Annotated in this window: 13 protein-coding genes; 6 read left to right on the top strand and 7 right to left on the bottom strand. The window is 52.8% G+C overall.

Features of this window, described 5'->3' with window-relative positions:
* Window positions 1–230 precede the first annotated feature (230 nt).
* The 3 genes from LKK83_RS10025 (at window position 231) to LKK83_RS10015 (ending at window position 2,955) form a co-directional block, all read left to right on the top strand.
* Window positions 231–2,042, top strand: coding sequence for a S8 family peptidase (locus LKK83_RS10025; RefSeq protein WP_324630952.1), 1,812 nt, complete (start codon window positions 231–233; stop codon window positions 2,040–2,042).
* The gene (locus LKK83_RS10020; RefSeq protein WP_324630950.1) at window positions 2,039–2,272 is read left to right on the top strand and encodes a hypothetical protein; all 234 of its coding nucleotides are present in this window, start codon (window positions 2,039–2,041) and stop codon (window positions 2,270–2,272) included. The genes LKK83_RS10025 and LKK83_RS10020 overlap by 4 nt, the downstream gene beginning before the upstream one ends.
* 536 nt (window positions 2,273–2,808) lie before the next feature.
* Window positions 2,809–2,955, top strand: coding sequence for a hypothetical protein (locus tag LKK83_RS10015; RefSeq protein ID WP_324630949.1), 147 nt, complete (start codon window positions 2,809–2,811; stop codon window positions 2,953–2,955).
* A 373-nt stretch (window positions 2,956–3,328) separates the two neighbouring features.
* Here the strand turns inward: LKK83_RS10015 and LKK83_RS10010 are convergent, their stop codons facing one another.
* Window positions 3,329–3,481: a hypothetical protein gene (locus LKK83_RS10010; RefSeq protein ID WP_324630948.1), complete on the bottom strand. Its 153-nt coding sequence runs from the start codon at window positions 3,479–3,481 to the stop codon at window positions 3,329–3,331.
* Between the two features lie 295 nt (window positions 3,482–3,776).
* Between LKK83_RS10010 and LKK83_RS10005 the strand changes: the two genes are divergently transcribed.
* The gene (locus tag LKK83_RS10005; protein WP_324630947.1) at window positions 3,777–6,359 is read left to right on the top strand and encodes a CHAT domain-containing protein; all 2,583 of its coding nucleotides are present in this window, start codon (window positions 3,777–3,779) and stop codon (window positions 6,357–6,359) included.
* Window positions 6,360–6,391: 32 nt separating this feature from the next.
* On the opposite strand, the gene LKK83_RS10000 is transcribed toward LKK83_RS10005, so the two are convergent.
* The 4 genes from LKK83_RS10000 to miaB all read right to left on the bottom strand — a co-directional run bounded on the left by LKK83_RS10000 (window position 6,392) and on the right by miaB (window position 10,439).
* Complete coding sequence (locus tag LKK83_RS10000) at window positions 6,392–6,895, bottom strand: hypothetical protein (RefSeq protein ID WP_324630946.1); 504 nt, start codon at window positions 6,893–6,895, stop codon at window positions 6,392–6,394.
* Between the two features lie 99 nt (window positions 6,896–6,994).
* Entirely contained in the window at window positions 6,995–8,056 is a 1,062-nt protein-coding gene (locus LKK83_RS09995) for a D-alanine--D-alanine ligase family protein (protein WP_324630945.1), read from the bottom strand.
* A gap of 90 nt (window positions 8,057–8,146) precedes the next feature.
* On the bottom strand, window positions 8,147–8,671 hold the full coding sequence (locus tag LKK83_RS09990; protein ID WP_324630944.1) for a hypothetical protein: 525 nt from the start codon (window positions 8,669–8,671) through the stop codon (window positions 8,147–8,149).
* A 403-nt stretch (window positions 8,672–9,074) separates the two neighbouring features.
* On the bottom strand, window positions 9,075–10,439 hold the full coding sequence (gene miaB, locus LKK83_RS09985) for a tRNA (N6-isopentenyl adenosine(37)-C2)-methylthiotransferase MiaB (protein WP_324630943.1): 1,365 nt from the start codon (window positions 10,437–10,439) through the stop codon (window positions 9,075–9,077).
* A gap of 178 nt (window positions 10,440–10,617) precedes the next feature.
* On the opposite strand from miaB, the gene LKK83_RS09980 reads away from it, so the two are divergent.
* On the top strand, window positions 10,618–11,289 hold the full coding sequence (locus LKK83_RS09980) for a class I SAM-dependent methyltransferase (protein ID WP_324630942.1): 672 nt from the start codon (window positions 10,618–10,620) through the stop codon (window positions 11,287–11,289).
* Between the two features lie 237 nt (window positions 11,290–11,526).
* On the top strand, window positions 11,527–12,414 hold the full coding sequence (locus tag LKK83_RS09975; RefSeq protein ID WP_324630941.1) for a mechanosensitive ion channel family protein: 888 nt from the start codon (window positions 11,527–11,529) through the stop codon (window positions 12,412–12,414).
* A 184-nt stretch (window positions 12,415–12,598) separates the two neighbouring features.
* Here the strand turns inward: LKK83_RS09975 and LKK83_RS09970 are convergent, their stop codons facing one another.
* On the bottom strand, window positions 12,599–13,804 hold the full coding sequence (locus LKK83_RS09970) for a 4-hydroxy-3-methylbut-2-enyl diphosphate reductase (protein WP_324630940.1): 1,206 nt from the start codon (window positions 13,802–13,804) through the stop codon (window positions 12,599–12,601).
* A gap of 154 nt (window positions 13,805–13,958) precedes the next feature.
* Complete coding sequence (locus tag LKK83_RS09965) at window positions 13,959–14,801, bottom strand: SGNH/GDSL hydrolase family protein (RefSeq protein ID WP_324630939.1); 843 nt, start codon at window positions 14,799–14,801, stop codon at window positions 13,959–13,961.
* Between the last annotated feature and the right edge of the window lie 227 nt (window positions 14,802–15,028).

The raw sequence follows: 15,028 nt of genomic DNA, 5'->3' as shown, positions 1-15,028 counted from the left end.
GCATTGCCCACCGGAGGCCATGCTAGGAGGCTGAGCCTCGCGGGAGGGTTCCCAGGCTGAGCCTGGGAACGAGTTGGATGCGAGTTGGATGCGAGTTGGATGCGGGCATTGCACGGATTGGCATTGCCCACCTTACGGCAGGAAAGATTAAAATCCTGAAACATTCCCCCAAAACAGGATAATAATGAGTTATCGTGGTGAGATAACAGGCGCTACCCTGGTAAAGTTGTATGAAAAAATTTCTGCTCCTCGGCTTATTTATTGTCGGATTGAGCTTTGCTCTATTTAACTTCAAAGGATTGGCCAACCAAGGCACCTTTGAATCCATCGTACTGGATTTTCGGGAGGACATTCCCCCCGCCCAGGTAGAGAAACAATTGAGCCAACTGTCAAACGAGTATGGGCTAGCCCCACAACTCAACAGCGAATTTTCTTGGCAAGACAATTTGTACCTGGTTCGAGGCGATCGCGACTTACTCGGTCGCCTGAAAAAATCCGACCTGTCCAAATACACGGAATACATCGAACCGGCCTATCAGTATCGGGCCTTGGACACTCCCAACGACCCCCTCTACGGGCAGCAGTGGAACCTCCGCAGCATTAACGCAGAGAAAGCGTGGGCAGACACGAAAGGCAGCGGCGTCACCGTCGCAGTTATCGATACCGGCGTCAGTCGAGTTCCCGACTTAAAAGATACCAAATTTGTCAAGGGGTACGACTTCGTAAACGATCGCGAATTAGCCGATGACGACAACGGGCATGGCACCCACGTAGCCGGCACCATTGCCCAAACCACCAACAACGGCTATGGCGTCGCCGGGATTGCCTACGAAGCCAGCATCATGCCCTTAAAAGTGCTCAGCGCAGGCGGTGGCGGAAACATTGCCGATATCGCCGAAGCGATTAAATTTGCTGCCGATAACGGCGCAGACGTGATTAACATGAGCTTGGGCGGAGCCGGTGAAAGCAACGCCATGAAAGAAGCGATCGCCTATGCCCACAGCAAAGGCGTCGTCATCGTCGCCGCCGCCGGAAACGAAAACCGCAATAGCGCCTCCTATCCCGCCCGCTACGCCAACGTCATCGGCGTGGCGGCGATCGACTCCACCGGCGAAAAAGCCCCCTATTCTAACTTTGGAGCCGGCGTGGATATTGCCGCCCCAGGTGGCGACACCACCAAAGGCGATGCCGGTGGTATCCTGCAAGAAACCATTTCCATCGACCCCGACACTCGCCGCCCCGGCTTTGCCTTTAAAGCCTATCAAGGCACCAGCATGGCATCCCCCCATGTGGCCGGCGTTGCAGCATTAATCAGAGCCTCTGGCGTAGAAGAACCGGACCTAGTGACCAAAGTGCTGCAAGAATCGGCACGCCAAGTGAAAGACGACCCGATGAACCACTTTGGAGCCGGCCATTTGGATGCCGCCAATGCCCTAGTAGTGGCCAAACGCGGTAACTTTGACTTCGGCGCAATCTTCGGCGACTTCTTCCGCTGGTTGCGCGACAATGGCTATCTCAACCCCCGCTTCTGGATCGATGGTGGCGTCTATGCCCTGTTGCCAAAAGTGCTGATGGTAGTGGGTTCGTATATTATTGCCTGGTTGTTGAAAACCTATTTCCCCTTCACTTGGACCTGGAGTATGGTCAGTGGATTGGTGGCCGGCAGTTCTGGATTGTTCGTATTGCGCGGATTCTATATCTTTGACTTGCCCCAATGGCCTTTTCGCGTCATGGGTAGTTCCATTCCCGAATTGGGCAGTGCCATTCAAGGGAATGCAGCCCTCAACCCGATTTTTGCCAGCGTAGTCATTCCGGCGGTCCTGGTGGTATTGCTTCTGGGACATTCGCAATGGAAGTGGTTCGCGATCGGCTCGAGTATCGGCGTGGCAAGCTGTCTCGCCGTAAGTGCCTTTTTGGCTCCCGCACCCACCCTGCTGTGGATTGGAAGTGGCATCGGCGCGCGCGCTTTCTTGCTGGTGAATGCCGGATTGTGCTTTGCGTTAGCCCGCTTGGCAATGAAAGGTGAGGGACAAGTAGCATGAGCGTAACCGTACAAGGCAAAATCGAACGTCGCGATATCGGCACCGGTGCTTGGGCGCTGGTTGCCGATGATGGCCAATCTTACGAGATTTATCAAGGCGCACCTTCCGCATTGTTGAAACCGGGCCAAATGGTGAAGGTAGACGGCGAAGTGCGCGATGATGTGATGACAATGGCTGCGATCGGGCCTGTGCTAGAAGTGAAATCTTTCGAGGCGATCGCCGACCAATAAGGCAGGCTTTCTCCGGTTCCCCGCTTTCCCGGGAATACCTTTGGAATACACAACCCCTGCCCTTCCCTAAAGTTTTCGCCCGCCCGCGCGGGCGAATTTTTTTATCTCTCAAAAACGCCCAACAGGCGATCGGGGTGTGGTAAACGAACCTTCGCCCACCTACGCCGGCTATTTTGGATTGGTCATCGACTTAACAGGATATCATATAAATTATACAGAAATAGATGCAAACAAATAGTCCGCCTAGGCGGAGTTAACCTGTGCCAAGGCGCGATTTCAATCCCCCGCCTTTCATTATCAACCGCCGATGATATAAAAAATAGTCCGCCTAGGCGGAGTTAACCTGTGCCAAGGCGCGATTTCAATCCCCCGCTTTGATTGGCCCGCTCGGACAGTTGTGCTAAAATAAAGCGCGATCGCCCTGCAAGTCATAGAAAGTAATACTAAAATGGGCTTGACAAAAGATACTTTGTATGATAAGCGGCGATCGGGCTTTGAGCGTCGTGGGGGATCCAAGGGAAGGGGTGAGGCGTTGAGTGTCAAAAGAGTTGAGCCAGGGAGAAGAAGTTTTTCAGAGTGCAAAAAATCGCGTCAGGGAAAGCGGTTGGAGTGATTCTGCCGAGAAAATTCGGCTGATTTTCTTCCCAGAATCCTCCCCGGCGGAAAAAATGCTGCTAAAATAGCGATAGGGATAAAAAAAGTTAAGTCCCGATCGCGCGGGAATCTTCTGCGCCAGTGCATCTCTTCATTCCGAGTCAGTGGGAGCATGTACTAGACTTGCGCGCGCGAAGCTGCTAAGATTTTATAAATGCCTTTCAGGGAATATCGCTCTAGAGTTGTTGCAACTCTCGAGCCGTCTACAGCCGAATCTCAACCGAAAGATGACCGGGAATTGGGCAAACAACGGTTGAGTTTGTAAATAAAAAAACCCGCCCCCGGAGGGGCGGGAGGTGTCAATCAGGGTGCATCTACCACTCTATTGTTCGCGTTAAAAAATCGGCTTTCCGGACAGTTAAGGCACAAAATTGACAAACCCGAAAAAAAACTCCCAGGGTGTTAAGCCTGAGAGTTGAAAGAGGGTGAATCTACGCAAATAGGATTCGCGCCTAGGGAAATCCCATCCGGATGGGCTGGATCCAGGGGGTGGGATTGATTGGCAAAGCAGTAGCGCGATCGCCTGAAATGGCGATCGCCAGGGGAATTTTTCATTAAGTTTGGTAAAAATCCTCCTGAAGCGGTAACTTTTGACAGTGCCGTGCGTCTACTTCCGTAAAATCTCCGAACGATGAATATGGAAATCCAGTGCTTCGAGCCTACTCGTTGTGAGTGAGACCGTCCGCGCGAGATTTCCCTCTATTGAATTAAAAATTTTCCTCTGCCGGTATAGGAGACATCAGCGATTTGAGCGCTTAACATATAGAGTAAACCAACCAGGAACATTATCGATCCAAAATTTAACCCAAGCCCGCAGGATTGACGCAGTGAGCAGGAGTGCAGTGAAGCTGTGACCGAGAAATTTGAAGAATTGCATATTTCTGTCACCCCAGTGGGGGACGAACAGTATTTGGTGCGAACCGAACAAGCACCGAAAGGGGTGCTACCGGCGGAAGAGCAGGTAGTTTGGCCCCTCGAGGAGTGGTTGCGCCAAGCTGCCACCCTGATGGAAGACCCCCTCGTAGGGTGGCTCAGAGCCAGTGAGGGAGAAGTCCCGAGCGAATTGTCTGCCGCCAGCGGCGAGTTGGAGTCGGGGCAAATAGCCGCCACGACCCAGACCACCCGCACCCGGTTTCGCAGTTTAGTCGAACTGGGGGAAGAACTTTATAACGCCTTATTTCAAGGTAGCTTGCGCGATCGCCTGACCTCAGCCCAGGCGATCGCCCATAACCGAGGCAACGTTTTGCGATTGCGCCTGGGACTCAAAGGCTCTCGCCTTCCCAGTCTTCCCTGGGAAGTCATCCACGAAGACGCCCGGGCGATCGCCACCGGCAAAGATATCGTGTTTTCGCGCTATCAGCCCACCTTAGCCCCGGTTGCCTTACCCAACTCCTCGAGCGATCGGGTAAAAATTTTAATGGTACTCGCCGCCCCCACCGATCGCGAAAACCTCGGCCTCAAACGCGAAGCCCTCCACCTGCGCGAAGAACTGAAAAAGCGCTGGCGCGGGAGCACCCCCGTCATCGGAAACCCTCCAGAAATCGAACTCCATATCCTCGAACAACCCGATCGCGAAGAACTCACCCGCGCCCTAGAACAAAACCACTACCAAGTCTTGCACTACTCCGGTCACAGCAATGTCGGGCCTGCAGGAGGCGAACTGTATCTCGTCAGTCGCAAAACCGGCTTAACCGAAGTCTTGACCGGTGACGACCTCGCCGGACTGCTGGTCAACAGCGGCATTCGCATGGCCGTCTTCAACTCTTGCCGAGGAGCCTACTCCGCCACCTCAGACCCCACCGATGCCACCGGGCGGCGCACCCTAGCAGAAGTCCTGGTGAAGCGCGGCGTCCCCGGCGTCCTGGCAATGGCGGAACGAATTACCGATGAAGTCGCCCTCACCCTCACCCGGCTGTTTTACTACAACATCAAGCAAGGATATCCGGTGGATCTGAGCTTGAACCGCGCCCGCCAAGGGTTAATGTCCGCCTACGGATCCAACCAACTCTACTGGGCGCTGCCGGTCCTCTATCTGCATCCGGAATTTGACGGATATCTCACCTCCGCACCGGCCACCGCCGCCACCCAAGCCCCTACCAACGCTTTCCCCGCCCGTCGCAGCCACCCGCCCCTCGCCGGGGCGCGGGAAAATCGCCTCTCGGCGGCACACAACTTCCCCTCTCAGACGAGAAATCAGCCCCCCGGTCCCGCCCAGTGGGACGCCGAGGTAGAACCACTGCATGAGGAAGACTTGGAGGGGGTTTATGAGGATTTGATGTACGACGATTTTGCCGACGAAGAGGCGGAGTCCTTGGTATCGGATTTGTTGGGGAGCATTATCGGCCCACATCCGGACGCCGAAACCGAGACTCAGACCCACGCCCTACCACAGGGCGATCGCACTCCCTCGCAATTGTCCGCCACCACTGCGGTGGGCGCGCTTCCCTCCCCGCCTCCATCCCCGGCGACAAGGAATTCCCAAGCATCGGCATTGTCAGCGGCGGAGTCCTCTTCTGCGGAGAATCAGTCAGTGTCCGGAAACGGAAAATCCTGGCGCGTGAAACTGTGGCCCGTAGCCGGCGCGATCGGGGTAGCGGCGATCGCCCTTTTCGGCTTCGGTCTGTGGCGCACTCGCAGCCTGGAAACTACCCGGGATCCCCTGCTCGACCTTCCCCCCACCACCTTGTCCGCCCCTGCAACCCCGCCAGAAGAAACCCCACCGGTGGATTTGGCCACCCTCAATACGCCGGAAGTGGCAAAACTGGCCTTTGGATATTTCAATGAAGGAGAGGCGATCGCCGCGCAAAAGGCAGTGGAAGAATTATTACGCCCCCAACGCGGTGCCATTAATTTTGCCGAAGCCGTACTCAGTGCGGTACCCGATCGCGATAAATCCGACCCCGCCATTTCCTTTCTCTGGGGTCGCGTGGCATGGCAAGCCCTGCAAACTGGCAATCCCAAATATAGTTTGGATGATGTCCGCCGATACTGGAGTCGCGCCGTGCAAAAAGAGCCTAACTCTCCAGTATATCTCAACGCCCTCGGTTTTGTCTACTACGCTGCTGGAAATTTCCAAAAGGCGCAAGATGCCTGGTTGCAATCCCTCAAGTTGCTGGAAAAAATGCCCGCCACGGGGTGGAAAAGTACCGCAGAGGATAATTCCGGCGGCTTATCTACCGCAGCGCAACCCGCCCCCCTGGAAAGTGAAGAAGCCCTCACCGCCTACGCCGGGTTAGCGCTGGTGTTGCAAAAGCGTTTGCCCGAGTTGCCCGAGGGCGATCGCAATGCCCTATTGGGCAAAGCGAGGAAGCAGCAAGAAATGGTCCTGTCTGCGGATCCGCTGAATTTTCAACCGGAGGCCCTGGGGAAAAATTGGCTGTGGCCCGAGGGGGCGATCCAAGATTGGCGATCGCTGATGCAGGAGCAAAATTGAACCGGAAGAATTGAGACTCTATCTTCAATTTCTCAATTCTTCGGTCTTTTCAGCCACTTTGACATCATCAGCGACCCGGTGGCGCAGCTAAGGGCGATCGCCCCAAATACCCCCACCGGCACTTTTTCGGCCCGCTCTACCCTTTCCCTCCCCGGTGGCGCAGGGGGTGTTTGACTGAAACTGGGATTGAGCAACACCATCACCGCGCCAAATGCCATCGCCCCCATCGATAGCACTGCGCCCACCAGTAAAATCCAGGCATGACGCAACAGAAATCGCACCACAGGAGGCAAGGGACGCCGCTTTTTCTTCTTCCGTCGGCGACGCCTCCGAGGTTGCTCGGGGGACGCAAATTGCCGCAACCGCTGTAGTTGGCGGTCCCGAGTGCGAGTTAACTCCATCCAATAGTCAAAGTCGTTGTGTTGGGTGGAGGCTATATCCCGCAACCGCGCAACTTGCGTCTCTCGATGGGGGATAAAGCTTCGCAACCGATTGAGCTGTCTGCGATCGCGCGCATCATCAAGGTTTTTCAACACTCTCGAACCCACTCCTCACTCCTAGGACCAATCGCGATCGGCGCTAAGCACCATAGGCGGTTGCCCGCTATCCGCTTTCGCCGATCCGATGCCGTTGTCTTAATTAGTATGTCGCTCTAATGCTAATTGAAGCAAGCGATCGACTAATTCGGGGAAGGATACTCCGGTTTTTCCCCACAATTGTGGGTACATGCTTAACGCCGTAAACCCCGGTAGGGTATTGATTTCGTTGATGAGAATTTCGCCGCTGGCTTCGAGATAGAAAAAGTCCACTCGCGCCAATCCGGCCCCATCCACGGCTTCAAAGGCTTGAATCGCCCGCTCTTGAATTTGCGCGGCGATCGCCTCGGGAATCTGTGCCGGAATTAACAAATTGGCTTTTCCATCGGTGTATTTGGTCTCGTAGTCATAAAAATCACTCTCGAAGGTAATCTCTCCCACCACCGATGCTTTCGGATTCTCGTTGCCCAATACGGCACATTCCACTTCCCGCGCCTCGACTCCCGCCTCTACAATTAAGCGGCGGTCGTAGCTGGCGGCACTATCCAATGCCGCTTCTAATTCCTCGCGCGATCGCACTTTGGAAATCCCCACGGAAGACCCTAAATTTGCCGGTTTGACAAAACAAGGATACCCCAATTTCGCCTCGATTTCGTCGCATAGTTTGGGAAACACGCAAGGATTCGACCACACGCGATCGCGCGTCACCTCCACATACTTCACCTGGGGCAACTGCGCTCTCTCGAAGGCAGTTTTCATCGCCAGTTTGTCCATTCCTACCGCAGAACCCATGACGCCAGTTCCCACAAAGGGCACGCGCATTAAGGTGAGCAATCCTTGAATGGTCCCGTCTTCTCCATTCGGTCCGTGCAAAATCGGAAACCATACCTCTATCTGCGCCGCTTCTGGGGGAAATTTCCACAATTGCTTTTTGTCGAATTCTTCTTCGCTTTGCGGCGCAACCCCAGCGTTAAGCACCTGTTGGGCAACCTGCGGACCGTGCCAACTCCCTTCTTTATCGATGTAAAATGGGTGGGTTTCGTATTTCTCGGCGTTTTTATCCCTTCCTAAAGCAGCGGCGATCGCCTTGGCGGAAATAATCGATACTTCATGTTCGCCGGATCTTCCCCCGAATAATAGCCCAACCCGCAATTTTGACATGTTTTATTCCTCTCTATGGTCTGGATTTTAAGGTTAAGATTTTAGCCGTTTCCTAGGATCCAAAATCTCTCCTCTAAAATACCACTGCCTTTATTGCTCATCCGCTTGCTCGAAATTGCGATCGCGCTTCACTACCGATCCATCCTCATCGGTCCGGTAAATCTTCTGCTGTTTGCGATCGCCTACCACCACTTCCCAACCCCTGACTAGCGCTTGGGTACAAAATACCTCCGGATCCGCTAACCCCAAGCAGCCATCAGGCCAGGTTTTTTGTCGCGCGTCTACAATCTGCCATTCCTCCCGCGACTCACCCCTGTCTCTCGCTGCTGCTTCTCGTACCGCATCGGCCACGGATTTGGGAAGTTCGGCTGGGGCAATCCTCTCCGATTGGCTGGCGAGTGCCCCCAGATGCCCTTCCACAGGACTTCCTTGGGCGACTAATCCTTCTGCACTCCCGAAGGCAATGCTCAAACATACCGCCACAACTGTCACTCGCCCTATCCAACCCATCCAATTCTTCCCAGTCTGACGCCACCACTGGCTTTCTGGATTCCCCCCGGCGCGCAAATCCCCACTTGCGCTGATGTCGTTCTTCCATTTGAGCGGTAAGATCATCTCTCTATCCCTGTTTGTGTTTTCGCTTTGGTCTTCTATTTTGACCGATGCGATCGCCTGCGTCCATTTTTTTTCCCGCTGGGCGCTAAAAAAAAAGGGGGTGGGGGGAGAAAATTGGGCGAAATTATGCTAGACTATATCATAATGGGAATAGTGGCAAAAATAAAAAAATTGCCACTATTCCCATTATGAATAAAGCATACCAGGAAAATCAACCCCTGTCTACCCTTTTTTCCAGAAATGCCGCCAAATTTTGTAAATTTTTGTAAAAAAAATAAAAATTATTGATGGGATAGAGAGAAGGAATAAACTGGAGTGAATCAAACTCAGCGATCGCGAAGGGAAGAGAAAGGGGAGTCGTTGCGCGGTGGAGAGGAACGAAGCGCAACGACAGGGGGGGGAGTTAAGTCAAGGCGGGTTGGGGGACTTGTATCGGTTCGCCGGTCAAGCTAAAGGCGCGGACTTGGGTAATTTTCACCGGAACGATTTGACCTTTGAGATGGTTAATATCGCCGGTAAAGAAAGTCAGATTATTCCCGCGAGTTCGGCCCATAACTTGGGAAGGGTTTTTTGGGTTTTGGTCTTCGACGAGGACTTCTTCGATGCGATCGAGATAGCGCTGCGATCGCGAAGCGGCGTTAACCTCAACCAAATGATTCAAGCGGGCGAGGCGATCGCGCTTCACCTCTTCACTGAGTTGATTGTCCCATAAAGCAGCCGGGGTATTGGGGCGGGGAGAATACGCCGCCGTATTCAAGCGATCGAACCCGATATCCGCCACCAACTGCAGGGTATTTTGGAACTGTTCCTCAGTTTCCCCGGGAAACCCGACGATCGCATCGGCGCTAATTGCCGCATCCGGCATATAGCGGCGAATCGTATCGATAATCCGGCGATATTTTTCGTGGGTATAACCGCGCGACATTGCCTTAAGCACCTGATTATCTCCCGACTGGAAAGGAATGTGAAAGTGTTCGCAGACTTTCGGCAATTCTTGACAAGCGCGGATCAAGCGTTCCGTGAAATAACGGGGGTGAGAGGTAGCAAAGCGGATGCGTTCGATCCCCGGCACATCGTGAACGAAATAAAGCAAATCCGTAAACGTATGCAAGTGGCGTCCTTCCGGAGTGCTTCCCGGCAGATCGCGACCATAGGCATCGATATTTTGGCCCAGTAACGTCACTTCCTTATAACCCTGACGGCCCAGAGATTCCATTTCAGCGCGAATTGCCTCCGGGGTGCGAGATTGTTCCACACCGCGCACAGAAGGAACCACGCAATAGGTGCAGCGTTCGTTACAGCCATAAATCACATTCACCCAAGCCGTCACCCGACTTTCGCGGCGAGGTTTCGTGATATCCTCCATAATGTGGATAGGTTCGGTGGCCACCACCTGATTGCCCGCGAAAACCTGTTCGAGCAGATCCTCGAGGCGGTTTGCATGTTGCGGCCCGAGGACCAAATCCAGTTCCGGTACTCGGCGCAAGAGCGTTTCACCTTCCTGCTGAGCCACGCAACCCGCCACAATTAACGTGAGGTTGGGCTGTTCTCGCTTGCGTTTTGCTTGTCTGCCCAGGTAGGAATAGACTTTCTGTTCTGCATTATCGCGGATCGTGCAGGTATTGTAAAGGATAACCTCAGCGTCGTTCGGGTCTTCCGAGAACTGAAAGCCCATTTGTTCGAGGATACCCCCCATGCGTTCGGAGTCCGCCTTGTTCATTTGACAGCCGAACGTGGTGATATGGTAACGACGAGAATTGGAAGACATAGGGTGATTTTTTTTGGGGAACTGAACGATGACCTGTGGCAGGTAGCAAGCCGGTGCGTCAGGAGACAGAAGCGAGCGATCGCCCCTGGGCCAGAAGCATCGGCCACGCGCAAATATCAACTATTATAAAGCTTGCGGTAAAATTCACCCACAATTGGCAGGCAAATCGAGAAGCAGGATGATTCAGGAACGCTCGAATTATAAGGAAACCTGGGATAAACTCGCCCCGGATATGGAGGAGGCAAAACGCTATGTCGCCGGACATACCGATGAAATGGAACTCGATCGCACCGGACTCAATACGGTGAATCGAATCGATCGCCTAATTGGGATTAACCCCACAGACATTTGTTTGGAAATTGGCTGCGGAGTCGGGCGGGTGGGGAAATTTTTCAGTCCTCGCTGTGCCCGCTGGATCGGCACAGATATTTCAGCAAATATGCTTACCTATGCAGCGCAACGACTGCAAGGATTGGAGAATATCGAATTGGTGGAACTGAGTACCGTGGGGTTAAAGGAAATCCCCGAGAATTCGGTAGATTTGGTGTATTGTACCGTGGTTTTTATGCACCTTTACGAATGGGATCGATATCAATATGTAAAAGAAGCCTATCGGGTGTTGAAATCCGGGGGACGCTGCTTTTTTGACAATTTAGATTTGACGTCCAATCATGGGTGGGAGGTCTTTATGACGGGGTTTTCCTATGAATTGGACAACCGGCCCGCTCATTTGAGCATGTGTTCGACTGGGGAGGAATTGCAAGTGTATGGAACCCGGGCCGGTTTTGCCCAGGTGACAATCCATCGCTGGGGGGATGCGCGGGTGGGATTGACCGGCGTCAAACTCTAATACACAATTCCTCTGTCAAACATTGATTTTAAATTAGCCCGCTTGGTGCGGGCGAAGGTTTGAATTTAGCCCTACCCTTGTGGGGTGAAGGGAATTTTCGCACCCCCACCTGCATCCCCGCGTTGCCCTTTGCCAAAGGGGGATTGACAAAACCTGGAGAGTCTGCAATAATATATCAATTTTGCTGCGATTAGAACCACCATCGAATCCTTTGAGAACCCATTTAAACCTGAGAAAATGAGTGCTTTATTGCAAGAAGTTCAAACGAGTCTGTTAAACTTGATTGGGGATGTAGTGAAAAGCATCCCGGCAATTATCATCGGGATTATTGTATTGTTAGTGACCTGGTATTTGGCCAACCGGGTCAAAAAAATCACCTCAGTGGCGGGGAATCATTTACTGAAAAGTACCTCCTTGCGATCGCTGCTGGTGCAAACCAGTTATGTTGCGGCTTGGTCTTTGGGGATTATTGTTGCCTGCGTTTTGGCCTTTCCCGGATTGGAACTCGGCGATATTATTGGGGTATTGGGGTTAAGTTCCGTTGCCATTGGTTTTGCGTTTCAGGATATCTTTAAAAACTTTTTGGCGGGCATTTTGCTGTTATTGCAAGAACCGTTTCAAATTGGCGATCAAATTATTGTGGAAGGATATGAAGGAACCGTGGAGGAAGTTGCGATTCGTTCCACGCAAATTAGAACCTACAAAGGGGAACGGGTGGTGATTCCCAATGCGGTGGTGTTTACTAATGCGGTAGAAGTGCTGACGGCGTTTAATCACCGACGCACCGATTTAGCGATCGGGGTGGATTACAATACGCCCTTGTCGGAAGCGGTGGAGATTTTGCACGCCGCCGTATCGGAAGTGGAGGGGGTGTTATCGAATCCGAAACCGGAAGTGGATGTCGTGGGATTTGGGGATAGTTCCATCGATTTTATGGTTCGCTATTGGACTTTTCCGGAAAAAGTCACGGTTCGGCGCACTTACACCCAGGTGATGATTGCGCTAAAAGCTGCTTGCGATCGCGCCGATATTAATATTCCCTATCCGATTCGCACGGTTTACTATTTCGACCAAGAGGAATTTAACGACCATTATCCCGTCGCCGCCAATGGCGATCGCGCTTAGAAATGCAGGGGGATACGGGAAGACAAATCCCCCCCATTTGACCGATAGCGCAATCATACCCTATCCGATGCTTTTTGCCGCGCAATCTTAGTCAGATGGGGGAAAAAATTGCGGCGATCGCCCACCAGAGCGATCGCCTGCGCGGCTTTTTCATTCCCAGGGGAAAACGCCTGCAATTGCGGCGTTAAACCACTGCAGGAGCTTTCATTTCCACAATTTTGGCGATCGCTTCTTCCACGGCTTTATCCGGGGTAGAAGCGCCGGAAGTGACGCCGACGACAACTTTGCCGGCGGGCAACCAATTATCTTGGATTTGTACTTCACCGTGAAGGGGTTTGTGTTCGATGCGATTGCCCGGTAAAATGCGATCGGGGCTATCGATGTGATAAGAAGGAATTCCCCGTTCGATGGCGATTTCCTGCAAGTGGGTGGTATTGCTGGAATTAAAACCGCCAATTACCACCATCACATCCAGTTTATCTTCAACCAGATTTAACATCGCATCTTGGCGTTCTTGAGTGGCATCGCAGATGGTATTAAATGCCAAGAAATGCTGATTTAATTCGAGCGGTCCGTATTTTTGCAACATGGTGCGCTCGAAGAGTTTACCCATTTGTTCCGTTTCGCTTTTGAGCATCGTAGTTTGGTTGGCGATGCCAATTTTTTCTAAGTCGCGATCGGGGTCGAAACCAGCAGAAGTGGCTTTGCCGAATTTGGCCATAAATTCAGCTCGATCGCCGCCATTGAGGATATAATCGGCCACATATTCGGCTTCCTCCATATTCAGCAACACGAGATAAGTCCCGGCGAAAGAGCTAGTTGCCAGGGTTTCTTCATGCTTGTATTTGCCGTGAATAATCGAGGTATAACTGCCTTTTTTATGCTTTTCCACACTATTCCAAACTTTCGACACCCAAGGGCAAGTGGTATCGACGATGGTGCAACCTTTATCGTTGAGCAACTGCATTTCTTGCACCGTGGCACCAAAGGCGGGTAAAATGACCACATCGCCTTGTTCCACCCCAGAAAAATCCTTTTCTCCGTCACGCAGGGGGATAAAACCCACCTGCATATCCTTGAGGTGTTGGTTGACCCCAGGATTGTGGATAATTTCGTTAGTAATCCAGAGGCGTTGGGTGGGAAAGTGCTGACGGGTTTCGTAGGCGATCGCCACCGCCCGTTCCACGCCCCAGCAAAACCCGAATGCTTCCGCGAGGCGGATGGTGACGTCACCGCGAGTCAGGGTGTAATGATTGTCCCGGATTTGCTGAATCAGGGAGCTTTGATAGGCTGAATTCATTACCCCTGCGACTTCCGCTTCGTGACCGAATCCTTTGCGATGGTAGTTATCTGACTTTTGCAGTGAGCGTTTGAAAGCTTTGGTATTCATTGCGTCTGTGTCCCCGTGATTAGTTGTCGATCGGCAATCGGAGCCAGATGATTTTGCCCCGCATTCACTCGATCTTAAAATGTTGTGGAAGTTCTCCGCGATTTTATTTTGGCTTCCGTGTGGTTGTGGGAGAGAGAATGGGGGGAACTCAGGGTTAAAGTTGGAGGCCCTGGAACACTTGCAGAGCCGATCGCCAGATATAGTAACCGCGATCGTTGAGATGCAGCCCATCGGTAGTCAGTTCCGATCGCAAATTGCCTTGCGAGTTAGCGAAGAGGGGATAGAGGTCGAGGAAATAGGCACCTTCCACAGCGGCGATGGTTTTGAGTTCGCGGTTGAGGTCGCGGATTTGCGAGTTAGGGATGTCCGAGAGCTTGGCGCTTCCTTCCCAACTGGCTTGGGAGCCGCGATGAGGTAAAATCGACTGCACCACAACTTTAGCGTTGGGATGGACCCAGCGCAGATCTTGGATAATTAGGCGATAATTGTTGAGAATTGCTTCTGGGGAGACACCCCGGAGCAAATCGTTAATGCCAATCATCACGAAAATCACTTCCGGGTTGGTGTTGTCGAACAACTCGAGGCGGTCCAACAAACCCGAAGAGACTTCCCCGGAGATGCCTTGATTGAGCCAGGTGAGTTCTTCGGGTAATAATTCTGGGGGAAACCAAAGACTGATGGAATCCCCGGCGAGAATGGCCAAACGGTCTGGGGGATTAGCGGCGATCGCCTCTGCTTCGCGCGCCAACTGGGCCACCCACTGTTCGTAAGTCCACTGATGGCGCGGACCGAGTTGAGGTTCTTCTGGCGTGCTAGACGCAGATGCCTCAGTGGCAGAGGTTTCCGAGGCGCGGGCATCCAAAGAACCCGACGGTGCAGGAGTGACCGAAGCGGTAGGATAGCGGGTCAGCAACAACGTTACAGTCAGCAACAGAATGCCATTCGTGGCCAGGGATAACAATGCCCACGGCGGTATCGTTGTCCGGGAAGAAGGCACGAATTTAGAGGGAATGGGGTTGAAAGGAGAATTGAACCGCAAAGCGAACTTCAGTCCAAGCGACGAGAACGGTTGGCCTCGAGCATTTTAGGTTAGGGGAGAAAAGCGAGACAGACGCCGTAGCCCCAGGGACAAAAATGCGGCGAGTTGAACTAAGCAATTCCGTCACCAGAACTACTCGTCTTCAAAACCGGACTTGAGACTTTCACCTCATCCGGGGACTCAAC

The sequence above is a fragment of the Phormidium sp. CCY1219 genome (genome assembly GCF_035615515.1).
GTDB lineage: Bacteria > Cyanobacteriota > Cyanobacteriia > Cyanobacteriales > Laspinemataceae > CCY1219.
This window is presented reverse-complemented; position numbering and strand designations above follow the sequence as displayed.